This window comes from Massilia varians, from assembly GCF_027923905.1.
GTDB lineage: Bacteria > Pseudomonadota > Gammaproteobacteria > Burkholderiales > Burkholderiaceae_D > Telluria > Telluria varians_B.
Map to the genome: position 1 here is coordinate 1,711,143 of NZ_AP026966.1, position 25,204 is coordinate 1,736,346.

Annotated in this window: 18 protein-coding genes and 1 pseudogene; 12 read left to right on the forward strand and 7 right to left on the reverse strand. The window is 64.7% G+C overall.

The features are described 5' to 3' along the window. The first annotated feature begins 187 nt into the window (after positions 1-187). From MasN3_RS07880 to MasN3_RS07895, 4 genes are all read left to right on the forward strand, one after another. A complete protein-coding gene (locus MasN3_RS07880; protein WP_281913397.1) occupies positions 188-2,860 on the forward strand; it encodes a M1 family metallopeptidase in 2,673 nt (890 codons plus the stop codon). After that, positions 2,857-4,920 (forward strand): M13 family metallopeptidase, encoded by a 2,064-nt coding sequence (locus MasN3_RS07885; RefSeq protein WP_281913398.1) that lies wholly within the window; start codon positions 2,857-2,859, stop codon positions 4,918-4,920. The genes MasN3_RS07880 and MasN3_RS07885 overlap by 4 nt, the downstream gene beginning before the upstream one ends. A gap of 66 nt (positions 4,921-4,986) precedes the next feature. After that, on the forward strand, positions 4,987-5,616 hold the full coding sequence (locus MasN3_RS07890; RefSeq protein WP_281913399.1) for a class I SAM-dependent DNA methyltransferase: 630 nt from the start codon (positions 4,987-4,989) through the stop codon (positions 5,614-5,616). A gap of 72 nt (positions 5,617-5,688) precedes the next feature. Continuing rightward, a complete protein-coding gene (locus MasN3_RS07895) occupies positions 5,689-5,865 on the forward strand; it encodes a CsbD family protein (protein WP_281913400.1) in 177 nt (58 codons plus the stop codon). Positions 5,866-6,019: 154 nt separating this feature from the next. On the opposite strand, the gene MasN3_RS07900 is transcribed toward MasN3_RS07895, so the two are convergent. Next, positions 6,020-7,102, reverse strand: a complete 1,083-nt coding sequence (locus MasN3_RS07900; protein WP_281913401.1) for an AI-2E family transporter — start codon at positions 7,100-7,102, stop codon at positions 6,020-6,022. A 179-nt stretch (positions 7,103-7,281) separates the two neighbouring features. Between MasN3_RS07900 and MasN3_RS07905 the strand changes: the two genes are divergently transcribed. Continuing rightward, positions 7,282-7,485, forward strand: coding sequence for a CsbD family protein (locus MasN3_RS07905; RefSeq protein WP_307730411.1), 204 nt, complete (start codon positions 7,282-7,284; stop codon positions 7,483-7,485). Between the two features lie 595 nt (positions 7,486-8,080). On the opposite strand, the gene MasN3_RS07910 is transcribed toward MasN3_RS07905, so the two are convergent. Beyond that, positions 8,081-9,331 carry an IS256 family transposase gene (locus MasN3_RS07910; protein ID WP_281913402.1) on the reverse strand — a complete coding sequence of 417 codons (1,251 nt, stop codon included), beginning with the start codon at positions 9,329-9,331 and terminating at the stop codon, positions 8,081-8,083. Between the two features lie 57 nt (positions 9,332-9,388). On the opposite strand from MasN3_RS07910, the pseudogene ltrA reads away from it, so the two are divergent. After that, positions 9,389-10,558 (forward strand): annotated as a pseudogene (gene ltrA, locus MasN3_RS07915) (group II intron reverse transcriptase/maturase); the annotation flags it as partial. Positions 10,559-10,707: 149 nt separating this feature from the next. On the opposite strand, the gene MasN3_RS07920 reads toward ltrA, so the two are convergent. Then, entirely contained in the window at positions 10,708-12,927 is a 2,220-nt protein-coding gene (locus MasN3_RS07920; RefSeq protein ID WP_281913403.1) for a S9 family peptidase, read from the reverse strand. A gap of 73 nt (positions 12,928-13,000) precedes the next feature. Next, a complete protein-coding gene (locus MasN3_RS07925) occupies positions 13,001-14,422 on the reverse strand; it encodes an MATE family efflux transporter (RefSeq protein WP_281913404.1) in 1,422 nt (473 codons plus the stop codon). Between the two features lie 180 nt (positions 14,423-14,602). Between MasN3_RS07925 and tssF the strand changes: the two genes are divergently transcribed. The 6 genes from tssF (at position 14,603) to MasN3_RS07955 (ending at position 21,642) form a co-directional block, all read left to right on the forward strand. After that, positions 14,603-16,438: a type VI secretion system baseplate subunit TssF gene (tssF, locus tag MasN3_RS07930; protein ID WP_281913405.1), complete on the forward strand. Its 1,836-nt coding sequence runs from the start codon at positions 14,603-14,605 to the stop codon at positions 16,436-16,438. A gap of 7 nt (positions 16,439-16,445) precedes the next feature. Next, positions 16,446-17,432 (forward strand): type VI secretion system baseplate subunit TssG, encoded by a 987-nt coding sequence (tssG, locus tag MasN3_RS07935; protein WP_281913406.1) that lies wholly within the window; start codon positions 16,446-16,448, stop codon positions 17,430-17,432. A 250-nt stretch (positions 17,433-17,682) separates the two neighbouring features. After that, positions 17,683-18,306 carry a type 1 glutamine amidotransferase domain-containing protein gene (locus tag MasN3_RS07940; RefSeq protein WP_281913407.1) on the forward strand — a complete coding sequence of 208 codons (624 nt, stop codon included), beginning with the start codon at positions 17,683-17,685 and terminating at the stop codon, positions 18,304-18,306. Positions 18,307-18,426: 120 nt separating this feature from the next. Next, positions 18,427-19,359, forward strand: coding sequence for a DnaJ C-terminal domain-containing protein (locus MasN3_RS07945; RefSeq protein WP_281914459.1), 933 nt, complete (start codon positions 18,427-18,429; stop codon positions 19,357-19,359). Between the two features lie 3 nt (positions 19,360-19,362). Continuing rightward, positions 19,363-19,674: a MerR family transcriptional regulator gene (locus MasN3_RS07950; RefSeq protein WP_281913408.1), complete on the forward strand. Its 312-nt coding sequence runs from the start codon at positions 19,363-19,365 to the stop codon at positions 19,672-19,674. Between the two features lie 282 nt (positions 19,675-19,956). Further along, positions 19,957-21,642 (forward strand): hypothetical protein, encoded by a 1,686-nt coding sequence (locus tag MasN3_RS07955; RefSeq protein ID WP_281913410.1) that lies wholly within the window; start codon positions 19,957-19,959, stop codon positions 21,640-21,642. Positions 21,643-21,918: 276 nt separating this feature from the next. Here the strand turns inward: MasN3_RS07955 and MasN3_RS07960 are convergent, their stop codons facing one another. Genes MasN3_RS07960 through MasN3_RS07970 form a run of 3 tightly spaced genes read right to left on the reverse strand, consistent with a single transcriptional unit; the run spans position 21,919 to position 25,124 of the window. Further along, entirely contained in the window at positions 21,919-24,285 is a 2,367-nt protein-coding gene (locus tag MasN3_RS07960; RefSeq protein WP_281913411.1) for a TOTE conflict system archaeo-eukaryotic primase domain-containing protein, read from the reverse strand. Next, positions 24,278-24,823, reverse strand: coding sequence for a hypothetical protein (locus MasN3_RS07965; RefSeq protein WP_281913412.1), 546 nt, complete (start codon positions 24,821-24,823; stop codon positions 24,278-24,280). Before MasN3_RS07965 ends, MasN3_RS07960 begins: the two co-directional genes overlap by 8 nt. Position 24,824: 1 nt before the next feature. After that, a complete protein-coding gene (locus tag MasN3_RS07970; protein ID WP_281913414.1) occupies positions 24,825-25,124 on the reverse strand; it encodes a hypothetical protein in 300 nt (99 codons plus the stop codon). Positions 25,125-25,204: the final 80 nt, after the last annotated feature.

The window sequence follows — 25,204 nt, forward strand, 5'->3', positions numbered from 1 at the left end:
GTGAAAAAAATTCGGATTTTTTTTCGCATGCCCCGCCATTCCCCGGTTTCAGCAGTCTGGCCCCGTTTTTTGCAGTCTGTCGCATTCCGGGCGCAAGCGCTGCCCGGCTTTCCTACAGTGCGTGCTGGGTTCCTGCGCCATGGCGCGCCTGGACCGCCAAATAAAAACAGATGCGAGAGAGAGACTTATGAGAGACATGCCAGTCGCGCGGGCCTGCAAAACGGCCGCCGCGCTTGCGTTCACCATTGGCACGGCCACGGCGCAGGCCGAGGCGCCGTTTTCTTTCGCGGCAACGCCGGGCAAGCTGCCGAAGGACGTGGTGCCGCTGCAATACGACGCCCACATCATGCCGGACGTTGCCGCCAACAGCTTTCGCGGCACCCAGACGGTCGAGATCGAGGTCTTGACCCCGACCTCGACGATCATGCTGAACGCCGACAACATGCGGATCGATTCAGCCAGCCTCAGTGGCAAGCACCTGGGCAAGCTGACACTCGACCCCATCCTCGACAGACAGCAGCAGACCCTGCGCTTCGAGCTGGCCCAGCCGCTGGCGCCGGGTAAATATGAACTGGCGCTGGCCTTCCGCGGCCAGATCAACCGCGAAGGACGCGGCCTGTTCTACGTGAACTACAAGGCCGCTGGCCGCGACAAGAAGCTGATCGCCACCACCATGGCGCCGACCGATGCGCGCCGCATGCTCCCGACCTGGGACGAACCCGCCTTCCGCGCCCGCTTCAGGCTCACGGTCGACGTGCCGGACAACTTCACGGCCTATTCCACCACTCCGATCGACAAGCGCGAAGATCTCGCCGGCGGGATGCAGCGTATCAGTTTCGGCAATACCCCGAAGATGCCGAGCTACCTGGTGGTGCTGGTGGCCGGCGAACTCGAGCGCTTATCGAGCAGGCAGGACGGCGTCGACATCGGCATCGTGACGACCGAAGGCAAGCTCGGCTCGGCCGCCTTCGCCCTGGAGGCCACGCGCGATCTGCTGCGCTACTTCAACAACTACTTCGGCATCCCGTACCCGCTGCCCAAGCTGGACCAGATCGCGATCCCGGGCGGCTTCAACGGCGCCATGGAGAACTGGGGCGCGATCGTCTACAACGAACCGGCCCTGCTGTACGACCCGAAGAAGAGCCCGGAAAAGCGCAAGAAGTTCACCTTCAACATCAACGCCCACGAGCTGGCGCACCAGTGGTTCGGCAACCTCGTGACCATGGCCTGGTGGGATAAGCTGTGGCTCAACGAAGGCTTCGCCTCGTGGATGGCGACCAAGGCGACCCACCACTTCCACCCCGAATGGCGCCCCTACCTGGAAGGCATGGCCGAGCGCGAATACGTGATGAACCTGGACGCGCGCAAGACCACCCACCCGATCCAGACCCCGATCGAGACCGAGGAGCAGGCCGCGGCGGCGTTCGACGCCATCACCTACCTGAAGGGCGAGGCTTTCCTGCGCATGCTGGAAGCCTACCTGGGCGAGTCGGCCTTCCGCAAGGGCATGCGCGCCTACATGGCGAAGCACCAGTATTCGAATACGACATCGAGCGACCTGTGGGCCGCGCTGGAAAAGGCCTCCGGCAAGCCGGTCGGGAAGCTGGCCTCGGACTGGACCCTGCAGCCGGGCTTCCCCCTGGTCAAGGTCGAGCAGGCCTGCGAGGACGGCCGGCGCAAGGTGACGCTGTCGCAGGAACAGTACCGTCTCGACGAGCCGCCCCGCGAAAAGCGCCTGTGGCACGTGCCGCTGCAGGTCGGCACCGTCAACGGCAAGGCCTGGACCATGCTGCTGTCCGGCCCCGGCACGACCATCAACCAGGGCAGCTGCGACGGCACCCTGGTGGTCGATCCGCACAGCGTCGGCTACTTCCGCGTGCAGTACGACCCGGCCAGCTTCCGCGCCCTCGCCGAGCAGGCGCCGCGCCTGCCGGACAGCACGCGCCTGAAGCTGCTGTCGGACACCTGGAGCTTCGCCTCGAACGGCCGCATGGGGCTGGAGGCCTACCTGGACCTGGTGCGCAAGTACGGGGACGAGCCGCGCGTGGCGGTCTGGGATGCGATCCTGTCCAACCTGCGCACGCTCGACTCGCTCGCGCGCGGCGAGCCGGAACAGGCCCTGATCCGCCGCTTCCTGGTCGATCTCGCGCGCCCGACATTCGACAAGCTGGGCTGGGAGGAAAAGCCGGGGGAGACCGCCGAGGACAGCCAGCTGCGCGCCATGCTGGCCACGGCGCTGGCCCGCGCCGGCGACCCGCAGGCCATCGCAGAGGGCAAGGCCAGGTTCGCGCGCTTCCTGGCGGCTCCGTCCTCGGTGCCGCCTTCGATGATTGACTTCGTCACCGGCACCGCCGGCCGCTATGCCGACCAGGCCACCTACGCGCTGCTTGCCGCGCGCGCCACGAATGCCCCGACCAGCGAGGAGCGCAACCGTTTTGGCCGCGCCCTCGCCAGCGCCCAGGACCCGCAGCTGGCGGCGCGTACCCTGCAGTCGCTCCTGTCGCCGCAGACCCCGCCGGACCTGGTGCCGTATCTGATCGGTGGCGTCGCCGGCGAGCACCTCGAGCAGACCTGGAAGTTTGCCACCGCCAACCGCGACGCGCTGCTGAACAACATGGAGGCGCTGGGCCGCAACAGTCTGTTCGCCGGCATCGTCGCTTCCTCGAGCAATCCGGCGCATGCGGAGATGATGGAAGCCTACATGCGCAAGAACTTCGGCCCGGACGGCGTTGTCGAAGCCGAACGCGTCGGCAACGGCGTGCGCATCCGCGCCGACCAGAAGGCGCGCCTGCTGCCGCAGATCCGCGCCGCCCTGCAGTCATCAAGTAAAACCACATTACCGAGAGAAGGGACGCTATGAAAACCAGCTGGACTCCGATCAAGACCGCCATCACCCTGGCGCTGTGCGGCGCCTTTGCCGTCGCTCCGGTCCATGCGGCCGGGCAGGACGCTGCCGCCAACGCCGCCAAACCTGCCGCCAGGCCGGCCGGCGCCATCGTGCTGCCGGGCGACGACTTCTATGCCTACGCCAACGGCGAGTGGATGGCCAAGACCGAGATCCCGGCCGACCGCGGCTCCTGGGGCGCCATGTATGTGCTGGCCGAGGATACCAATGCCCGCATCGTCAAGCTGATCGAGGACGCGGCGGCCAGCAAGTCCGCCAGTCCCGAGGCCCGCAAGGTGGCCGACTTCTACACCGCCTGGATGAACGAAGCGGCGATCGAGTCTGCCGGCCTGGCCGCGCTCAAGTCGCGCCTGGACAGGATCGCGGCGATCAAGGACCGCGCCGCGCTCGCGCGCGTGCTGGGCGAATTCCTGCGCGCCGACGTCGACCCGCTGAACGCGACCAACTTCAACACCCCGAACCTATTCGGCGTGTGGTTCAACCAGAGTTTGACCGACCCGTCGCGCAACGTGCCCTATCTGCTGCAGGGCGGCATCGGCCTGCCGGACCGCGCCTACTACCTCGACAACAGCCCCAAGATGGCCGAGCTGCGCACCAGGTACCAGCAGTACGTCGCCGCCATGCTCAAGCTGGCCGGCTACGACAAGGTCGAGGAGCGGGCCGCGAAGATCTTCGCGCTGGAGTCGGAACTGGCCGAAAGCCACGCGTCGCGCGAAGAGTCGGCCGACATCCAGAAGGCCAACAACCCCTGGCGCATGAAGGACTTCGCCGCCAAGGCGCCGGGCATGGACTGGAACGCCTTCATGCAGGGCGCGCGCCTGTCCGGACAGGACCGTTTCATCGCCTACCACCCGGGCGCGCTCAAAGGCGCCGCCCGGCAGGTGGCTGCCACCGACCTGGGCACCTGGAAGGATTACCTGGCCTTCCACAGCCTGAACCAGTTCGCCAGCACGCTGCCGAAAGCCTACTCCGACCTGCGCTTCGAGTTCTACGGCAAGGGCCTGACCGGCTCGCCGCAGCAGTCGCCGCGCTGGAAGCGCGCGCTGGCCGCCACCAATGGCGCGATGGACGAAGCCGTCGGCAAGATGTACGTCGCCAGGTACTTCCCGGCCGAGGACAAGGCGCGCATCCTGAAGATGGTTGCCGAGATCAAGACCGCCTTCGAGCACCGCATCGACAAGCTCGACTGGATGGCGCCGTCGACCCGCAGCCAGGCCAAGGAAAAGGTGCGCACCATGTACGTGGGCGTGGGCTATCCCGACAGCTGGCAATCCTACGAGGGCCTGAAGGTCTCGCCGACCGATGCGCTCGGCAACGTGCTGCGCGCCCAGGAATTCCACTACGTCCAGCAGCTCGCCAAGCTCAAGCAGAAGCCGAAGAAGACCGAGTGGGCCATGCCGCCGCAGCTGGTCAATGCCGTGAACCTGCCGCTGCAGAACGCATTGAACTTCCCGGCCGCGATCCTGCAGCCGCCGTTCTATGATCCGAAGGCATCGGACGCGCACAACTACGGCGCGATCGGCTCGGTGATCGGCCACGAGATCAGCCACAGCTTCGACGACATGGGCGCCCAGTTCGACGCCCAGGGCCGCCTGCGCGACTGGTGGACCAAGGAAGACCTGGCGCACTTCAAGAAGGCTTCGCACAAGCTGGTGGAACAGTACAACGCGTATAAACCTTTCGAGGACCTGGCCATCAACGGCCAGCTGACGCTGAGCGAGAACCTGTCCGACCTGGCCGGCCTGGCCGCGGCCTATGACGCGTTCAAGGCCTCGCCGGGCGGCAAGGCGGCCGGCCCTGAGGCGGACCGCGCGTTCTTCACCGGCTTCGCCCAGAGCTGGCGCAGCAAGACGCGCGAAGCCTCGCTGCGCCGCAACGTGCTGACCGACGGCCACTCGCCGGGCCAGTACCGCACCTACACCGTGCGCAACCTAGATGCCTGGTACAAGGCCTTCGACGTGCAGCCGGGGCAGAAGCTGTACCTGGCGCCGGAGCAGCGCGTGCGGGTCTGGTAAGGGCCTGAGCGGCGCGCGCGCACGGATTTCGTACGCGCGCGCCGCGCTCTGGCGGATAATGCCGTCATGAACGCAGACGACATCTCCCGCCGCACCCTGGCGCATTACGACCAGACCGCCGACGCCTTCTTCGCCGGCACCATCGACCACGACGTCAGCCAGAACATCGACGCCTTGTTGCAGGCGATCGAGGCCCCGGCGCCCTGGACCATTCTCGACCTCGGCTGCGGTCCCGGCCGCGACCTCAAGACTTTCAGCGGGCTCGGCCACACCGCCATCGGCCTGGACGGCAGCGCCCGTTTCGTCGAGATGGCACGCAGCTACAGCGGCTGCACAGTCTGGCACCAGGATTTCCTGCATTTGAACCTGCCGCCGGCCATGTTCGACGGCATCTTTGCCAATGCCTCGCTGTTCCACGTCCCGAGCGCCGAACTGCCGGCCGTGCTGGCCCAGCTCCACGGCGCCCTGAAGCCCGGCGGCGTCCTGTTCAGCTCCAACCCGCGCGGCGACAACCGCGAAGGCTGGAACGGTCCGCGCTACGTCAGCTACCACGATGTCGAGACCTGGGAACATTACCTGACGACGGCCGGTTTTATTCCACTACACCACTATTACCGCCCGGCCGGCCTGCCGCGCGAGCAGCAGCCCTGGCTGGCCAGCGTCTGGCGCAAGCCGCGCATCTCGCCCGGATGTTAATTGGCGAACAGAGCGACCCGCTTATCGCGTCTAAGGTGGGACTTCGCTTCACAACCGAAGAGGGTGATTGACATGAACGACGATCAAATCAAAGGCAAGGCCAAGGACATCGGCGGCAAGATCCAGGAGAAGGTCGGCGAAGCCGTCGGCAACCGCCAAGCCCAGCGCGAAGGCGTGTCCAACCAGGCCGAAGGCAAGGTGCAGGAAAAGGTCGGTGACGTGAAAGACATCGTCAAGAGCAACCGCTGAGTCCTGCCGCCACAACGAAAAAGCCGCGCAGTGCGCGGCTTTTTCGTTTCAGTAACTTCCAGCGGGGTCAGGTCTGACATTTAGACACGGGCTGAGCAATACAACAGCGTAACGCTCGAGTTCGTGTCCGAATGTCAGACCTGACCCCCATGTGTTAACTTCGCTTCTGCGCCGGCCGGTCGCCCAGCACGTCTTCGACATAGAGCATCTTGACCAGCACCGCCAGCCCGGCCGCCAGCGGCGTTGCCAGGGCCACGCCGGCAAAGCCGAACAGGGTGCCGAAGACCAGCTGCATGACGACGACCAGGGCCGGCGGCAGGTCCACCGCGCGGGCTTCGATCAGCGGCTGCAGCACATAGCCTTCGACCAGCTGGATGCCGGTGAACAGCAGCACTGTGTACAGCGCCAGCTCCGGGCTGATCGATAGCGCCAGCAGCACCGCCGGCACGCCGGCCATGATCGGGCCCAGGTAGGGAATGAAGTCGAGCAGGCCGGCAATGATGCCGAGGATCAGTGCCAGCGGCACGCCCAGCATGGACAGGCCGATCGAGGTGGCAATGCCGACAATCAGCATCGAGGCCGCCTTGCCCAACAGCCAGCTCGCCAGCGTATTCCCGAGTTCCTGCTGCACTTCCCGGGCGCGCGGCCGTTTGCTTTGCGGCACGAGGCGGATGGCGCCATTGGTGTACAGCTGCGGCGATGCGGCGAAATAGATGCCGACGAAAATGATGATGACGAGGTTGCCGATGGCGCCCAGCACGCCGCCAAAGAACAGTCCGGCATTCGGCACCATATTGCCCATCTGCTTGACGATCTGTTCCGGCGGCGGCAGTTCGCTGGCGAGACGCTTGAGCAGCGGATGCTGCTGCACCGCCGCTTGCAGCCGCTCGACGGCAGCCGGAATCTCCTTCGCCAGCTTGCTCGACTGCTCGGAAATCTGCGGCGCCATGGCCCAGCTGCCGAGGCCGATGATGGCCGCCAGTAACAGCACGACGATGGCCAGCGCCCACTGGCGCTTCATGTGCAAGCGGCGCGCCATGATCTCGCTCAGCTTGTAGAGCAGGATCGCGCACAGGATGCAGGCGAAGATCAGCAGCAGGGCATCGGCGGCCAGCACCACGGCCGCCGCCAGCGCAATGAAAAGGATGGCCAGGCCATTGATAATCGTCACGCGCTTGGCGAGGCGGCGCTGGGTGTGTGGCGGGTCGGAAGCATGTTCCTGGGTTTGTTCGGTCATGGCATCAGCCTTTCGCGCGGCATGGTCGTGTTGCCAAAAGATTAGCATTACGACTGTCTTGACGTCGCGCAAATGCTGATATTTGTGCAATGTGCGGACGCGAACAGAAGCAATGCCGACGCTGCCGTATTCTGTACCCATGCATGGCCATCCGGACATGTCAACTCAAGGAGAAGACCATGATCAACAAAAATCAAGTTGAAGGTAAGCTGAAAGAAATCGGCGGCAAAATCCAAGAGGAATTTGGTGATGCAATCGACAGCCCGACGCAGGAAGCCAAGGGCCAGGCCACCAAGGTCGAAGGCAAGGCCCAGAAGACGATGGGCGATGCACAGGAAAAAGTGGAAGAGAAGCTGGACGACGTCGCCCGCCGCCCGCACTAATCTGCTTTCACGCTTCGCGAACAGCCGCCCGTGTGCGGCTGTTGTTGTTGTGCGCCCAGCATGGGCGCACTCTTGCGGGTGCAAGTCCCGCCGTAAGCTGACCACAGCGAGCGAAGTGAAGCGCAACTGCGTAAGGGCGACCGAGCGTGGGGAGGAAGCGTGGAGCGAAACTGCGAGCCGATGGACAAGAACCGAATAGAAGGCGCTGCCGAGCAGGGCGAGCGGGCAACATTCCGCGAAGCTCTTGTGGTCAAAGCGAGGCGGCGTAAATTCGGCGGTTGTGCAGGGAAGGAGTGCGTTCTTACCTTGGGGAGATCTCGCCTCATGCCTGAAAGGGCGACGTGGCGACACGGAGCGAGAAGTCAGCAGAGGCCATAGTAGCTAAGTTTTTTTTTAGCGAAGGGCCGAACGAGTAGGAGTGTCGAACAACTTGTCGATGAATCATGTACGGCATCAGATGCCCGCATCAGCGGGGCGGGTCGCGGCAAGGCGGGGTGAAGCCTCGTCCGATGCAACCAGCGATGAAACACGACTCCCGCGACAGGAACCGTCGAGGACCTGTCAGAAATTCTGTGTGCGGGGCCAGAATTCGTAGTTAGGTAATTGCGTTCGTGAAGCGCTCGCCGAACATAATGGCGAACTGATTGGCAGCCTGTTTCCAGGTACGCTGCGGCATCTTCCAATCTTTCTCGATATTGCGCAAGGCCAGAAACAACAATTTGGTTGCTGCTTCGTCGCTGGGGAAGTGGCCGCGGTTCTTGACGATCTTTCGCAGGCGCATATGCAAGCTCTCGATGGCATTGGTCGTGTAGATGATGGTGCGCACTTCCGGCGGATAGGCGAAGAAGGGAATTACCTGCTGCCACTGGCGGCGCCACATCGCTGCCACCGTCGGAAATCTGGTGCCCCATGGCCCGGCCGCGAACGCGTCAAGCGCCGCTTCAGCCAAGTCAGCATTGGCAGCCTGGTAGACGGGCTTCAGGGCCGCCGCCAGCTCCTTGCGGTCCTTCCACGCTGCCAGCGTTGTCGAGTTGCGAATCAGGTGTACGATGCAGGTCTGAATCTGCGCTTGCGGGTATACCGCCTCGATGGCCTCAGGGAAGCCGCGCAGGCCGTCGACGACGGCGATCAGGATGTCCTCCAGTCCTCGGTTCTTCAGTTCGTTGAAAACCTTCAGCCAAAACTTGGCTCCTTCCGTTTGCTCGATCCACAGGCCCAGCACCTCCTTGCGGCCATCGGCACGAATGCCCAAGGCCAGGTAGACGGCCTTGTTCTTGACGGTGCCTTCGTCCCGGATTTTCAGGCGCAGCGCGTCGAAATAGACGATCGGGTACATCGCTTCGAGTGGCCGCTGCTGCCATTGATTGACCTCTTCGAGAACCTCGTCGGTGATGGTCGAGATCAGGTCTGGCGAGACGTCGGTACCGTACAGCTCCAACAAATGCCCCTGGATTTCGCGCACGCTCATGCCGCGCGCGTACATGCTGATGACGTGATCGTCAAAGCCCGTCATCCGGCGCTGGTGCTTGGCCACCAGCTTGGGCTCGAAGCTCGACAGGCGATCACGTGGAATGTCCAGATGGAGTTCGCCGCCCGGTGTCAGCACCTTCTTCGGACTGCTGCCGTTACGGTGATTCTTGCTGCCTTCGCCCTCGCTGGCCAGGTGATGGCTCAGCTCGGCCGACAGCATGCGCTCGGCCAGCATCTTCTTGAGCTGTCCGGCCAGGCCAGCTTCACCGAGGATCGATTCGGCGTCCTTGTTCTCGACCTGGGCGAGCAACTGGTCGATCAGCTCGACCGGGAATGGGTATGCGGCTTTCTGTTTCTTGGGCTTTTTGGTGGTCATCACTTCGGTCATGGAACAGTCCTTTCGAGATTATTTCATGACCCCGTTCCACACAGAAATACTGACAGGCTCGGCGTCGATGGTCTGGACATTGCCCAGACCGGACAGCACCTGAAGCACGCTTGGCCTGCCATCAGGAAGCAACTGTTGGAAGGCACGTACCTGCCCATGCCGGTGCGGCGCGTCGGCATTCCAAAGCCGGACGGAAGCGAGCGTGAACTGGGAATACCCACCGTAAGCGACCGTTTGATTCAGCAGGCACTATTGCAGGTGCTGCAACCGCTGATCGATCCCACCTTTAGTGAACACAGCCACGGGTTCCGGCCCGGCCGGCGTGCGCGTGATGCCGTGCTTGCAGCACAGCAATACGTGCAACAAGGCTACCGCACCGTGGTCGACGTCGATCTGTCGAAGTTCTTTGATCGGGTCAACCACGACATCCTGATCGACCGCCTAAGGAAACGCGTGAACGACGCCGGAGTTATCCGGCTGGTACGCGCCTACCTGAACGCGGGGATCATGGATGGCGGCGTGGTGGTCGAGCGGGGAGAAGGGACGCCGCAAGGCGGACCGCTCTCGCCGCTTCTGGCCAACGTGCTTCTCGACGAGGTGGATCGGATGCTGGAACGACAGGGGCATCGCTTTGCCCGCTATGCCGATGACTGCAACGTGTACGTGCGCAGCCAGAAGGCAGGCGAGCGGGTAATGATCTTGCTCAAGCGCCGGTACGACAAGCTGCACCTGAAGATCAACGAATCGAAAAGTGCAGTGAGCCGGGCGTTTGGCCGCAAATTCCTGGGCTATGAGCTGTGGATGGGCCCTGAAGGCGAGGTGAAACGCGCGGTGTCGAAGAAGGCGCTGGAGGCATTCCGGCAGAAGATCAGGCAACTTACTCGTCGATCAGGTGGACGCAGCATTGCCGAGGTAATTGATGGGCTGCGTAGCTACGTATTGGGATGGAAAGCATATTTCGGACTGGCGCAAACCCCGACTGCCCTGCGAGAGCTGGACAAGTGGATGCGCCACCGTCTACGTGCAATTCACCTGAAACAGTGGCGATGTGGGCCTACCATCTATCGAGAGCTGCGAAAGTTGGGGGCAACGCCGAAAGTCGCTGCTCTGGTTGCGGGGAACAACCGCAGCTGGTGGCGCAACAGCAGGCTTGCCCTGAACAACGTCCTGACGATTGGCTACTTCGACCGCCTTGGCATGCCTCGCCTCACTTAACCTCAACTACTCGAACCGCCCGGTGCGGACCCGCATGCCGGGTGGTGTGGGAGGGGTCGGTCAGCATGCTGACTGCCCCTATCCCGATTTAGAGCGCTGAAAACAAATCAGCCGCCCTCGGGCGGCTGATTTACTTGGCGGAAACCGGCTTACTTGGCCGCCGTCCCACCCAGGTTCTTCTTGAAGAAGGCCTCGATCATCCCATACACGTGACGCTGGTTGACCTTGCCCGAAATGCCGTGCTTGGCGCCCGGATAGGTCATCAGATCGAACTGCACGTTACGCTTCACCAACTCGTCGATCAGGCGGGTGGTGTTGGTGAACAGCACGTTGTCGTCGGCCATGCCGTGGATCAGCAGCAGCGGCGACTTCATGCCGTCCAGGTGCGCGAACACGCCGCTGCGCTCGTAGGCCTTTGGGTCCGACTTCGGGGTGCCGCCCACATAGCGCTCGGTGTAGTGGGTGTCGTACAGCGCCCAGTCGGTCACCGGGGCCACCGACACGCCCATCGCGATCTTGTCCGAGGCGGCCGACAGCAGGCGCAGCGTCATGAAGCCGCCGTAGCTCCAGCCGAACACACCGATGCGCTTCGGATCGACAAAGCTCTGCTGGGCCAGCCAATCGATGCCGGCGACCTGGTCTTCCACTTCGACCGAGCCCAGGTTGCCGTAGAGGGCGTCGGTGAAGACGCGCTCGCGGCGGCCCGAGCCGCGGTTATCCAGGCGGAACACGACGAAGCCCTGCTGCGCCATGTATTGGTCAAAGTAGTTGCCCCAGGCGCGGGTCACGCGCTGCGAGTGCGGGCCGCCGTAGGTGAACAGGAACACCGGGTAGCGCTTGCTCGCATCAAAATTGGCCGGCTTGATGATCGAGTAGTGGAGTAGCTGGCCATCCTTGGCCTTCATGGTGCCGTATTCGGTCGGCAGGTGGTCCGGCAGGTACTTGGCGTAGGGGTGGTTCGCGTTCAGCTCGTTCTTTTCCAACCATTCCACCATCGTGCCGTCGGCGCGGCGGATCGACACCTGCGGCGGGGTGGTCGGGTTCGAGTAGGTATCGACAAAAATCTTGCCGTTGCCCGCGAACGCCGCCTCATGCCAGCCGTCGCCGGTCGTGATGCGCACCGGGTTGGCGGCATTGCTGCCGTCCAGCTTGAGCGCGTAGGTCTGCTTGTCGATCATCGCGTCCTTGCTCGACGAGATGTAGACGCGCCCGCCGGCCTCGTCGACCGCCAGGACGCTGTCCACGCCCCATTCGCCCTTCGACAGCGGAAGCTGCAGTTTGCCGTCCAGGCCGTACAGGTAGAGGTGCTTGCGGCCGCTGCGCTCGGACGCCCAGATGAAGGCCTTCTTGTTCTTCAGGAAGCGCAGGTCGTTGTGGATCTCGACCCAGGTCTTCGAGGTTTCGGTGAGCAGCGGGCGCTGGGCCAGGGTGTCGACGTCCACGGCGACCAGGTCGAGGCGCTTCTGGTCGCGCGTCTGGCGCTGGTAGACCAGGGTCTTGGCGTCGGCGCTGAAGTCGGCGCGCACCAGGTAGATATCCTTTTCGGCGCCGAGGTCGACCTTGCGCTGCTGGCCGGTGGCCGGGTTGACGATCATCAGCTCGATCAGCACGTTCGGGTCGCCCGCGGCAGGGTAGTGCTGGTCGATCACTTCGGTGCGGTCGGCGAAGATTTCGAAGCGGCGCGCCACCGGCACCGGCGCTTCGTCGTAGCGCCGGTAGGCGATCGCGGAATCGTCCGGCGCCCAGTAGTAGCCGGTGTGCTGGTCCATCTCTTCCTGCGCGACGAATTCGGCTTCGCCGTTGTGGATGGTGCCCTTGCCGTCGGTGGTCAGCTGGCGCTCGGCGCCGGTCTGCAGGTCGATCACCACCAGGTTCTGGTTGCGCACGAAGGAGACGTAGCGGCCCTTCGGCGAGATCTTCGGATCGGTCACGTTGCCCGAGGCGACCTTGCGCGGCGCGTCAGGCTTGGCGGCGTCGACCAGGAACAGGTCGCCGCCGATCGGCACCAGGAGCTGCTTGCCGTCCGGCGACCAGTAATAGTTGATGATGCCCGACAGGCCGGCGGTACGGGCGCGCTCGCGGCGCGCCTTTTCCTCGAGCGAGAGTTCCTCGTTCGGCACCAGGCGCTTGGAATCGACCAGGCGCTGGGTGCTCTTGGTCTTCATGTTGTATTCCCACAGGTCCTGCTGGTACTGGTTGTCGGCGCGGCCGCGCAGGAAGGTCACGCGTTCGCCGTCCGGCGAGACGCGCAGGGTCTTCACGCTGGCGCCGGCCAGGGCCGGATCGCCGTAGATACGGTCCAGCGTCAGGCGTTCGGCCGAAGCGGGAGCGGCCGCAAGAGCGGCCATAAGGAGCAGGAGAGGGCGCATTGAAATATCTCTGGTATAAGTTAATTTGCGACAACTGCGGAACGATACCAGAGTCGGCCCTCAAAAGCTGTAATTACGTCACTCCCAGCGGCTGTTTCGCAGCATCGCGGATGCGCTGGCGCGCCAGCTTTTCGAACGACCAGGTCAGCAGCACCGCCGCCACCGTCAGCGCTACCACCAGGCCGATCCAGAAACCGGTGGTTGACATCGGCGCCGCAGGGGTCCAGGGGAACCATTCCGGCGCCAGCCCCAGGATGCAGCCAAGCGGCAGCGACACGCCCCAGAAGGCCAGCAGCTGGATGATCATCGGCCGGCGCGTCACCTGGTAGCCGCGGATCGCCGAGGCGGTGGCGACCTGGGTGGAGTCTGACAGCTGGAACAGGGCCGCGAACAGCAGCAGGTGGGCGCAGGCCGCCTGCACCGCCGGGTCGGAGGTGTAGGCCGCCGCGATCTCCCAGCGGAAGATGGCGATGCCCAGCGCCGACAGGGCGCCGAAGCTGACCGACATGCCGATGCCGACCCGGCCGACGAAGCGCGCACGCTCCGGATTGCCTTCGCCCATGGCCTGGCCGACCCGGGTCATCATGCCGATCGCGAAGCTCAGCGGCACCATGAACACCAGCGAGGAGAAGTTCAGCGCCACCTGGTGCGCGGACACGGCCACCACGCCGAAGCGCGCCACCAGCAGGCTGATCAGGCCGAAGGCACTGGCTTCGGCAAAATACGTGACGCCGATCGGCAGGCCGAGGCGCAGCATCGGGCCGATGGCTTTCCGATCCGGGCCTTCCCATCCGGTGAACGGATAGCTGGCGCGGTAGGCCGGCGCATACCTGACCCAGGTGACCATGGCGCCCAGCATCAGCCACATCGCGATCGCCGTCGACACCGCGCAGCCTACCCCGCCCAGCTTCGGGAAGCCCCAGTTGCCGTACACCAGCAGCCAGTTCGAGGCCACGTTGAAGACCAGGCCGAAGATGGCGATCCACATGATGGGCTTGGTCTGGTTGATGCTGGTGGTGTAGCCGTACAGCGCGCGGTAGCAGGCAAAGGTCGGCATGCCGAGGCTGATCACGTGCAGGAACAGCGCGGCGCGGTCGGCCACGTGCTGGTCCAGCCCGACATGGTCGAACAGCAGGGTGCACAGGTTGGCGAACAGCATGGCCACCACGCCCACCAGCAGGCCCTTCCACAGCGACTGGCGTACCGAGTGTGGGATCCGGTCGTAGCGCGCCGCGCCGATTTCGTGGGCGACCACGGTGTTGATCGCCATCATGGTGCCCATCACGGTGACCAGCACGATCGACCACACCGAGGTGCCGAGCGACACCGCGGCCAGTTCCTCGGCGCTGACGTGGCCGGTCATGGCGACGTCGGCCACGCCCATGCCCACTGTGGCCAGCTGGCCGACCAGCATCGGCCAGGACAGGCGCCACAAGGTGGAAATTTCGGTGCGCACCGGCGAAGCCGTGCTGGATGGGGAGGTAGTGCTGGTCATGTCGGTCTTGTGATGCTGGAAAGCCCTCCATTTTACTGACTAAGCCGTCAACTGGGCTACACGGACCCGTACTGCCTCCATCCGATGCGTGCCGAATGGACACTGCTCATCCGTTCTTGAGCCGTCGCAAGGTCTCGCGCGCAAAACTGCACGACCTTTAACGCTTGAGAGGAGAGCGCCATGGAAGAACTGTTGCCCTACTACGAGCGTGAACTGGTCTACCTGAACACGGTCGGACGCGAGCTCGCGCAACAGTATCCCCGCCTGGCAAGCGAACTGGGTCTCGGCGCCGATGGCCTGGAAGACCCGCACATCCGCCGCCTGATCCAGGCCTGCGCCCTGCTCAATGCGCGCACTGCCCGCAAGCTCGACGACGACTATCCGGAGTTTACCGAAGCCTTGCTGGGCAGCCTCTATCCCTACTTCCTGCAGGGTATTCCCTCGTGCTCGATCGCGCGCATCGGCAGCGGCTCGGCGCCGCAGGGGCCCGGCAAGGTCGAGCAGGTGCAGACCGTGCCGCGCGGGACCGAGATGAGCGCGCTGCACGCCAAGGGCACGGTGTGCCGCTTCCGCACCGCCGGCTCCCTGATGCTGGCGCCGGTCGGCGTGGCGCGGGCGCGCTACGAGCCGGTGGTGCATGCGCCGGCCCACGTGCGGCTGCCCCCGCGCGCCACCGGGCAGGTGGCCGTCACGATCGAGAGCGCCGTGCCGGCGCGCCTGCTGCGCCAGCTCGGCCTGCCGCGCCTGCGCCTCTACGTCGATGCCGACCCGCTGCTGGCGGCAAGCCTGATCGACACCCTGTTCATGCACATCGGCGCCAGCTACCTGGAGATCGGCGACGGCGGACCGTGGCGCCAGCTCGAGCGCATGCCGCTGGCGCTGGGCGGCTTCGGCGACGACGATGCGCTGGTGCCGCTGCGCCCCAGCGAGCACGCCGCCTACCGGCTGCTGAGCGAATACTTCGCCTTCCCCGACAAGTTTCACTTCATCGACATCGACCTTGGCAAGCTGGCGCCGATGCTGCCGGCGGCGGCGCACCGTTTCACCCTGCACCTGATCGTCAATGGCCTGCACGGCGACAGCGGCGCCGCGCGCCTGCTCGGGACACTGGAGGCGTCCCACCTGGTGCCCGGCTGCGCGCCGGTGGTCAACCTGTTCCACCAGGCCGCGATGCCGGTACGGATCACGCACCGCACCGCCATGTACGATGTGGTGCCGGGCCGCCACGAGGAAAACGTGGAGGTCTACAGCATCGACACCGTCAACGTGCTGCGCACGGCGGAGGGCAGGGTGCAGTCGATCGCCTACCGCCCCTATTACGGGCTGCGCCATGGCGAAGGCGGCGAGCTGCGCGAGCGCTACTGGTTCGCCCGCCGCGACGACCGCGGCATGCACCGGCAGCGCATGAAGATCGGCTTCACCGATGCCGGTTTCACCCTGGCGCCGGACGAGCAGTGCGTGGGCTCGATCGACCTGACCTGCACCAATGGCGCGCATGCGGCCAGTACCGGCTTCGGTGCTCCGGACGGCGACCTGAGCAGCGAAACCGCCACCGGCGGCCTGCCGATCCACCTGCTGCGCCGCCCGACGCTGCCGCACCGCTTTCGCTCGTCGGGCGGCGCGCACTGGCGCCTGGTGGCCCAGCTCGCGCTCAACCACCGCTCGCTCGGCGACCTCGACGCTTTCCGCGAAGTGCTGACCCTGTACGACGTGTCGCGCTCGGCCGCGACCCAGCGCCAGATCGCCGGCATCACGGCCATGGAGACCGCCTCGTCCACGGCCTGGATGCGCAACCAGAGCGGCGCCACGCTGGTCCACGGGCTGGAAGTGCGCATGACGGTGGACGAAGAGGCCTTCGCCGGCAGCAGCCTGTATGTGTTCGCGGAAGTGGTGAACCGGTTCTTCGGCCTGTACGTGCACATCAACAGCTTCACCCGGCTGGTGGTGCGCTCGGCGCAGACCGACAGGGAGCTCCTGCGCTGCGAGCCACGCAACGGCAGCCTGACGCTGGTGTGACCGCGCCGTGATCACCGAGCTGCTGGCCGAACCCTGGCGCTACGAATTCTTCCAGGCCGTTCGCCTGCTGTCGCGCTGGCTGCGCCGCTACGGCGTCGCGCCGGAGACCGCGATCCGCTTCGAAAACAGCCTGTCGCTGGCCTTCCCGGCGAGCGACATCGATGCACTGCAGCTCGAGCAGGGACAAAGCCCTGGCGCGGCGAACGCGATGCGCTTGCGGGTGCGTACGGCGGTGATGGGCCTGCTCGGCCTGAACGGCGCGCTGCCGCTGCACTACACCGAGCGCATCGCCGCCTGGGAGCATGCCACGCACGACGAAGGCCCGCGCGCCTTCTACGATGCCATCTCCAGCCGCCAGGTGACGCTGTTCTACCGAGCCTGGCGCAAATACCGGGTGCGCGGCGGAGCGGACGAGCACAACCGCGACCGCTTCCTGGCCCAGCTCGTGGCGCTGGCAGGCGCGGGGTGGCAAGGGCAGGGGCCGGGCCAGCCGGGCAGCGGCCTGGCTTTCGAGAACCTGGCGTACTTCGCCGCCCAGCTGCGCAGCCGGGCGGTGCCGGCGCACCTGATCGCGGGCGTGCTGTCCGACTACCTGGAGGTGCCGGTGACGGTCGAGCAGTTCGCCGGGAAGTGGGACGCCCTGCGCGCAGGCGACCGCAGCCGGCTCGGGGAAAACAACTGCGACGTCGGCCTCGGCGCGACCCTCGGCGAGCGCCTGCTGCGGCCGGAACTGGGCATCCGCGTCAAGGTGGGACCGGTATCTTCGCGCATGTTCGAACGCTTCCTGCCGGGCGCCAACGGGGCCCGGGCGCTGGCGGCGCTGCTCGACCGTTTCGCGATCGACCTGCCCTACCGCGAGCTGCAGGTGATCCTGCGCGGCGAGGAAGTCGACGGCGCCAGCCTGGACGGCACGGTCCGGCTCGGGCTGGACGGCTTCCTGTGCACGCGCCCGGACCGGCGCAACCGCGAGGACGTTTGCTATCTCCTGCCTTAGAACCTATCCCAGTAGGGAGGAGGAAGTTGATGGCGGTGCATGGCAAGCGAGGGCAAGGCGCGAGGAGGCCGCATGGCGAGCCATGCAACGACGAACAACGCAGCATCCGCTTGTCAGGCGCGCCAGCAACGACGCATTCCCTACTGGGATAGGTTCTTAGTGCTTGCACCCGCCCGTCATCCGCGCGACGCCCGCCATGGGGGCGTCCTACAATCGTCTCGACGAGCGAACCAAGCAGACAGGAGGGCATATGGAAAATATTGTGAATGCGGGCGATCACCTGGACCTGGTGAGCGAGCAGGACCTGGTCGGCCGGCGCGTCGCGGTCCTGATGACCGATGGCGTCGAACAGGTCGAGTACACGGCGCCGCGCAGTTTTCTGGAGGGGAAGGGCGTGCGCGTGACCCTCGTTTCGCCCAAGGGCGCGGGCGAGGAAGTGCAGGGCATGAACCACGACCAGCCCGGCGACAAATTCAAGGTGGAGCTGAGCCTGGCGCAGGCGCAGGAAGCGGACTTCGATGCGCTGCTGCTGCCGGGCGGGGAGGAAAATCCGAAGAAGCTGCGCCGGATGCCGGAAGCGATCGCCTTCATCAAGGCTTTCGATGATGCGGACAAGCCGATCGCGGCGATCTGCCATGGGCCGTGGCCGCTGATCGAGGCGGGGATTGCCGAGTCGAAGCACCTGACCAGCTATCCGGCGATCCAGGACGACCTGAAGGCGGCGGGGGCGGAGTGGACCGACGACGAGGTGGTGGTGGACGGCAAGCTGATCACGAGCCGCAAGCCGGATGATATTCCGGCGTTCAATGAGGCCTTGATGAAGGAGTTGATGGTGATCCAGCAGGCGGGGATGGACCCGGGGCCGACGTCCTGATACGGCCTGGTCCCGGTTCGTCCGGCGTCACGGCACGAGCTGGCCGTGCGCCGGGTTCCGCTTTGTAGCACAGTCAGCTCGTAGCCGGATACGATGACGACAAGCTTTGCGGAGGTGCGCGTGGAATACAAGGACTATTACAAGACGTTGGGTCTGGAAAAGGACGCGTCTCCGGAAGACATCAAGAAGGCCTACCGCAAGCTCGTGCGCCAGTACCACCCGGACGTCAGCAAGCACAAGGACGCGACCGAGAAGACCAAGGAAATCAACGAAGCCTACGACGTGCTGGGTGACGCCGACAAGCGTGCGGCCTACGACGACCTGGGCCGCCGCGGCCAGCAAACCAGCGAAGGATTCCGGCCACCGCCCGACTGGGGCGCGCAGTACGACTTCTCCGGCGCCGAGGCCGACGACTTGTTTGCCGACCTGTTTGCGCACATGGGGCGCCGTGGCCGCACCGGCGCCGGCCGGGGCGCGGGCTTCCAGGTGCGCGGCGAAGACATCCACGCTGCGATCACGATCGACCTGCGCGACGCCTACACCGGCGCGACGCGCAACATCGGCCTGCGCGTGCCGGCGCAGAACGCGCAAGGCCACGTCACGATGCAGGAAAAGACCCTGAGCGTGAACATTCCGCGGGGCGTCACGCCCGGCCAGCGCTTGCGGCTGGCAGGGCAGGGCCAGCCCGGGATCGGGGGCGGCCCGGCGGGCGACCTGTACCTGGAAATCCAGTTCAAGGAAGACCCGCGCTACCGGATCGAGGGCGCGAACGTGTACGAGACGGCACCGGTGGCGCCATGGGAAGCGGCGCTGGGCGCGCGGGTATCGGTACCGACACCGTCGGGGATGGTCGAGGTTGCGGTCCCGGCAGGATCCCAGACCGGGCGCAAACTACGCCTGAAGGGCCGCGGCATCCCGGCCGCCACGCCGGGCGACCTGTACCTGATCCTCGAGGTGGTGCTGCCCCCGGCTACTACTTCACGCGCGAAAGAGCTTTACGAACAGATGGCGCGCGAGATGTCCTTCAATCCGCGTGACAACATGGGAGCCTGAACGATGCAACAGCCACAGACCCTGACCGGCGTGCTGCTGGAAGAAGTGGCCCTGAGCCTGGAGGAACTGGCGCGCGCGGCGAACGTGGAACCGGAGTGGGTGGTGCGCCACGTGCAGGCCGGCGTGCTGGGCGGCGGGCCGGCGACGCAGGTGACGAGCCTGCGTTTCGGCAGCAACGACCTGGACCGTGTGCGGCGCCTGCTCAGCATCGAGCGCGACTTCGAGGCCAACGAGCAGATCGCGGCGCTGGTGATCGACCTGAGCGACGAGGTGCGGCGACTGCGCACGCGGATGCGCGTGCTGGGTCTCAAATAGGGGCCGATGGCCCGGCGCCGACCGTGCGCCGGCCAGGCCCGTCAATGCCTTGCGCCCGGTCGGGGCGCGTGCTTCCGCCTGTTCAACGGGCGTCCGTCCCGTGCGCTTGCGCGCTCGATCCCCTCACTTCCCGTAGATCGATGGGCCGCGCGGTCGACGCACAGCAAACAGGTAGCCAGCGTTTGCTTGCGACAATCGATATCGTCGAATTGTATTCACATCATGATTGATTTTCAGGCTACTGCCTGGCCCTGACATCCGAGTGTTAACAGGAGAATCCTCATGATTATGTATCGCACCGTACCGGGTCTGCTGCTCACGGCGCTGGCCGCGGCCTCCCTGCACGCCGAGCCACTGCGCCAGGAGAGTCGGCTTCCCGCAGCCAGCGTCAGCTTGCCCCTGACGGAGCTTGCCAGGTCGATGCCAGCCGCCCAGGCAAGCGCGGGGCCGGCCCAAACGGTTATTCCACTGCGCCTGGTGACACCAGCGATGAAGAACCGCGCCCAACAGCCCGCAGCCTCGGCCGCAACCGGAGCTGCAGCCCTGGGCGCGGCTCCCGAGAGTGCACTGCAGGCTGGCGCCGGCGCCGTCATGCCCAAGGTCTACACCAGCGGGACGGGCGTCAACGTCGAAGGCATTGTGTCAAACAACACCGTGGCGCCGGCCGACCCGAACGGCGCCGCCGGCGCGACCCAGTACGTCCAGTGGGTCAACACCCGGCTGGCGGTCTACAACAAGGCGGACGGCGCGCTGTTGCTCGGTCCCGTTCCGGGCAATATCCTGTTCGCGGGTTTCACCGGCAGCCCGGGTGCCGACGCCTGCGCCAACAGCAACTTCGGCGATCCGATCGCGCAGTACGACAAGCTGGCCAGGCGCTGGATCCTGACCCAGTTCGCATGGGACCCGGCCAATACCGCGACCGGCCCCTACTACCAGTGCATCGCGGTCTCCACCTCCCCGGACGCGACCGGCACCTATTATCGCTACGTGCTCGAGAGCCGCACCAGCGGCGGCGCGGTGGCGTTCAACGATTACCCGAAGCTGGGCGTCTGGCCCGACGCCTACGTGCTGACCTCGGTGCTGTTCGAAAACGCGGTCGATGGTAGTTATCTCGGCCCGCAAGTCTGCGGCCTGCAGCGCGCCGCCATGCTGGCCGGCGCAGCCGCGGCCGTCCGCTGCTTCGATCTTGGCGACGCCTACGGCCCGGTACTGCCCTCGGACCTGGACGGCAAGAGGTTGCCGCCGCACGGCAGCCCGAACTACCTGTTGTCGGTCGATTTCAACGCCGACGGCAGCGGCGACCACCTGTTCATGTGGCGCTTCTCGTTCACCAGGAATACGCTCAGCAGCCCGATCACGATTCCGGTGGCGCCATTCACGATCGCCTGCCCGAGCCGGTTTGGCGGCGCATGCGTGCAGCAACCCGCCCCCGGCGAGCCGCTCGATGCGCTCGGTGACCGCCTGATGTACCGCCTGGCCTACCGCAACTTCGGCCGCCACGAGTCGCTGGTGGTCAACCACTCGGTGCAGCAGCCCGGTGCGCCCACGGATGGTCCGGTCGGCGTGCGCTGGTACGAGTTGCGCAAGCTGTCGGCCACACCGGGCGTGCACCAGCAAGGCACCTGGGCGCCCGACGCCAACAGCCGCTGGATGGGCAGTATCGCCATGGACAGGCTGGGCAATATCGCGCTCGGCTACAGCATCAGCGGCCCCAAGGTCTTTCCGGGAATCCGCTACACGGGGCGGCTACGCGGCGAGCCACTGGGCCGGCTGGGGCGGGAAGCGGTCATCGTCAGGGGCGGCGGGGTCCAGGTCGACACGCTCAACCGCTGGGGCGACTACAGTGCGATGACGGTCGACCCGGTGGGCGACTGCAAGCTGTGGTACACCCAGCAGTATCAGGCCGAGACGGGCAGGTTTAACTGGCATACGCGGATTGCCAATGTCAGGTTCAAGAATTGCTGGTAGGTGAGGGGGGCTGAAGGCCAAGGCTCACTCGCGACAGGAAAGCGCCGCGGCTTGTGGTCGTGGCGCTTTGTTTTCTTGTGGTACTGGTTGGGGTGCTGACGTGGGTGACGAGCCACGACCGGAGGGCAGAAAAAAGAAAACCCGCTGACGAATCAGCGGGTTATCGGAATGTTGGTGGAGGACGGTTGACCATGTGCCGACTGGCCTCCCGAGCTTATGAGCACTGGTGCGGGTTGCTGCGAGTTCTGGCTGAAATCCAGACGGCATCTGGAAAATTCACTGTCGCTCGGCAGTGCCATCAGCGCGGACCCTGTATCCCATTGCGCGGTAGCCGCGCTGCCTCTTGTCCCACATTCGTAGCAACGCTGGGTGGCCGGTGTCGACAAAATCGATGATCCGCACGTCTGTCTTGCTGGCGTGCTCCCGGTGCAGGCGTCCAGCATACTGCTGCAGCGTGCCCTTCCAGGACACAGGCATAGCCAGCACCAGTGTGTCCAGTGGCGGGTGATCGAAGCCCTCGCCAACCAGCTTGCCGGTCGAAAGCAGAACGCGCGGTGCATCGGGCGGCAGTGCATCCAGGTCAGCGACCAGCGCCGCTCGCTGCTTCCTGGACATTCGACCGTGCAAAACGAAAGGCTCCGGGTCCAATCTGTCAAGCGCCGCTTTGATCGCATCGAGGTGTTCCGTGCGCTCGGTCAGGACCAGCACTTTGCGTCCCTGCCCGACTGCATCACGCACGTCGGCTGCGATGGCTTCCGTTCTGTCCTGGTCGTTGGCCAGATGCCGAAACACGTCCTGGATGCCTGTATCGGTCGGCACGTCCATCTGTGTGAAGCGTAATCCGGGCAGCACTTCCAGATCGTGAGGCGCCCCGGCAGGTTTAGCCGCCGTGTATCGGATCGGCCCACACTGCATAAAGATGATTGGCTGCTGACCATCACGGCGGATTGGAGTCGCAGTCAGGCCCAGCACATACTTGGCCTTGGTCCGCTTCAGAATGGCATCAAACGAAACAGCGCCAACGTGGTGGCACTCGTCCACGATCACCTGACCGTAATTTTCGACCAACGGATTGACCTCACCCTGCCGGGAGACGGACTGCATTACTGCGATATCGATCTTGCCGGTGGGTCTGGCTTTGCCACCGCCGATGGTGCCGACCACGCCCTTACCAACACCCAGAAAAGCCTGCAGACGTTCCTGCCATTGCTTGAGCAGTTCTGTTCGATGCACCAGCACCAGTGTGTTTACACCTCGGCGCGCGATCATTGCGGCAGCAGTAACCGTCTTGCCAAAGGCTGTAGGGGCGCACAGCACGCCGGTGTTGTTGTGCAGCATTCCGGAAACTGCGGCCTCCTGGTCCAGACGCAAAGTGCCGACGAAGGAGACATCAATGGGTTCCCCTCCGAAGCGCTCATCGCGCAGGTCACAGGCGATACCGTTGCTCCGCAGCAGATCCAGCGCGGCATCGAGGCAACCGCGAGGCAAGGCGATGTGCTGCGGGTAGTTCTCCGCATTGCCGATGACACGGGGCTTGTCCCATACCGACATGCGCATGGCCTGGGCCTTGTAGAACTCGGGATTCTGGAAGGCGGCCAGGCGAATCAGACGGTTGGCCAGTGCCTGGGGCAGTTGGCCCTTCTCAAAATAGATCAGGTTGGCCAGCGTCACGGTCAGTGACTTGGGCATCTGCCCGGCCAGCTTCTCGGGCGACGTGCTCTGCCGCTTCCAGGGTGTGGTCAGGTCCTCATCGTCGATGAATGTCACATCCAACGGGTGGACACCACCCGTGGCCCGCAGGATGGTCGGTTCGATGTCGTGCGCGGCCAGGGGCTGGACGGACGCCAGGAACCCCCACTGATCCGGATACGGGCGCAGATCAGCGTCAACGAATACGCTGAAGCCGCTTTCGCGTGGCCACTTCTGCAACGGCAAGGCGATCAGGTTGCCGAAGCCGCCTTTGGGCATCGTGTCCTGGTTCGGGAACAGTCGGTCGTAGGACTCCAGCTTCAATTGCCGGGTGCGTGCGCAGGTATGGCTGATGATTGCCGTACCCAAGCGCCGGGCATCACGGGCAGAGACGCGGTTGGCGAAGAACACCCATGCGTGCGCGCCATTCCCGGATCGCGAGATTTCCAGCGCAGCCGGAACCCCCAGTTCTTGGCAGGACTGTATGAAGGCTCGCGCGTCGTCGCGCCAGTCGGCCTCGTCAAAATCGACAGCCAGAAAATAGCAGGTGTCATCCTCCAGCAACGGATAGACGCCGACCGTGTGCTCACCGGCCAGATGGTCGTAGATCACCGCATCGGACAGCGGGATCAGCAGACGGTTGCCACAGTCACCGCACTTGATACGCGGCTTTTCGCAGACGCCGGCGCGCCACTCGTTGGCACAGGCAGGCGCGTAGCCTGATTTGCCGGAGGTCTTTCCCTCCCAGCGGACCGGATAAACATCAGTGCGCCCGCGAAACAGTCGCCGGAACAGGACTACCTTCTCAGTGGTGGACAGCCGGGAGGATTCCGGCTCTCGCACCACAAGGCCGGTCTGCTGCGGCAGCCGCCACGCGATGCCATGGGCTTCGAGCAGCGCAATCAGGCGCAGGTTCTCAGCCTGAAGTGTTGAAACGGCGGACGTGTCAGTCATCGACCCCATGCTCAGCCAGCAATTCATCCATGTCGTCACCGACGCCATAGCCAAAGCTGTGGCTGATACGTCGAACATCGTCCAAGCGCTCCAAGAGGGCCGGCCGCGCCGTGTCGGGTAAGGCAGCAATGCGCTTCAATGCCTGCTCAAACATCCGAACCAGCGCATCGAAGTAACCCTCGTCCTGCAGGCCGATATTGTTGCTGAAACCAGCAGCCTGCTCGCAATAGAAAACCATCAGTTCCACCAACCCCTCGGGTTGCCCGACGGCCTTCTTGTAGTCCGCAATCGCCTTCTTGGCCCTGGCCACCGAGGTGTCCTGGTTCTTGAACACATCCGGCCACAGCCAGCGTTCGATCGTGGTCTTGTAAGGTTTCAGAACATCGTCGCCGAGACCAAAGCGAGCGTGCAGAAACGCTTTGTTGTCCTTGCTGGCGGCGTACAGGTCTTGCACCAGGCCAAGCAGAGCGGCGCGGTCGAAGTCGGCCAGTTGGGTTTTGACGTCGCTCCAGCTGGGAGTGTTCTTTTTCGATGTCATCTCAAGTGTTCCCTGTGGCGATCAGGGTGCCTTCGGTTGTAGCAGTGATCTGGAATTTCCGGATCACTGAATCCTCCCGAAGCTCGCTGTCGGCAAAGATTTTCTTCAGATGCTCATTCACCGTACGCACGGTCACATCGTAGAGCATTCGCATCATCTTCTGGGTTAGCCACATGCTTTCATCCACATACATGGCCGCCACACCGCCTTGCCCGCTGGCGGCGATAAACCTCAGGTATTCCGCCGCCGAAGAGCGGACGAGGGATACCTCGGTTTTCTTGGGGGGCGGTGGTACTGGCATTTTACATCCCATCGATGCACCTCACTCGCATTCGCCGTTGGTCACGGCTTGGCTCCATAGGAACCCGCCAACCGACCCAG

Bases quoted from the DNA above. Each gene is read 5' to 3' on its own strand.
- MasN3_RS07880 (WP_281913397.1), top strand. From the start codon at position 188: ATGAGAGACATGCCAGTCGCGCGGGCCTGCAAAACGGCCGCCGCGCTT.
- MasN3_RS07885 (WP_281913398.1), top strand. From the start codon at position 2,857: ATGAAAACCAGCTGGACTCCGATCAAGACCGCCATCACCCTGGCGCTG.
- MasN3_RS07890 (WP_281913399.1), top strand. From the start codon at position 4,987: ATGAACGCAGACGACATCTCCCGCCGCACCCTGGCGCATTACGACCAG.
- MasN3_RS07895 (WP_281913400.1), top strand. From the start codon at position 5,689: ATGAACGACGATCAAATCAAAGGCAAGGCCAAGGACATCGGCGGCAAG.
- MasN3_RS07900 (WP_281913401.1), bottom strand. From the start codon at position 7,102: ATGACCGAACAAACCCAGGAACATGCTTCCGACCCGCCACACACCCAG.
- MasN3_RS07905 (WP_307730411.1), top strand. From the start codon at position 7,282: ATGATCAACAAAAATCAAGTTGAAGGTAAGCTGAAAGAAATCGGCGGC.
- MasN3_RS07910 (WP_281913402.1), bottom strand. From the start codon at position 9,331: ATGACCACCAAAAAGCCCAAGAAACAGAAAGCCGCATACCCATTCCCG.
- MasN3_RS07920 (WP_281913403.1), bottom strand. From the start codon at position 12,927: ATGCGCCCTCTCCTGCTCCTTATGGCCGCTCTTGCGGCCGCTCCCGCT.
- MasN3_RS07925 (WP_281913404.1), bottom strand. From the start codon at position 14,422: ATGACCAGCACTACCTCCCCATCCAGCACGGCTTCGCCGGTGCGCACC.
- tssF (WP_281913405.1), top strand. From the start codon at position 14,603: ATGGAAGAACTGTTGCCCTACTACGAGCGTGAACTGGTCTACCTGAAC.
- MasN3_RS07940 (WP_281913407.1), top strand. From the start codon at position 17,683: ATGGAAAATATTGTGAATGCGGGCGATCACCTGGACCTGGTGAGCGAG.
- MasN3_RS07950 (WP_281913408.1), top strand. From the start codon at position 19,363: ATGCAACAGCCACAGACCCTGACCGGCGTGCTGCTGGAAGAAGTGGCC.
- MasN3_RS07955 (WP_281913410.1), top strand. From the start codon at position 19,957: ATGATTATGTATCGCACCGTACCGGGTCTGCTGCTCACGGCGCTGGCC.
- MasN3_RS07960 (WP_281913411.1), bottom strand. From the start codon at position 24,285: ATGACTGACACGTCCGCCGTTTCAACACTTCAGGCTGAGAACCTGCGC.
- MasN3_RS07965 (WP_281913412.1), bottom strand. From the start codon at position 24,823: ATGACATCGAAAAAGAACACTCCCAGCTGGAGCGACGTCAAAACCCAA.
- MasN3_RS07970 (WP_281913414.1), bottom strand. From the start codon at position 25,124: ATGCCAGTACCACCGCCCCCCAAGAAAACCGAGGTATCCCTCGTCCGC.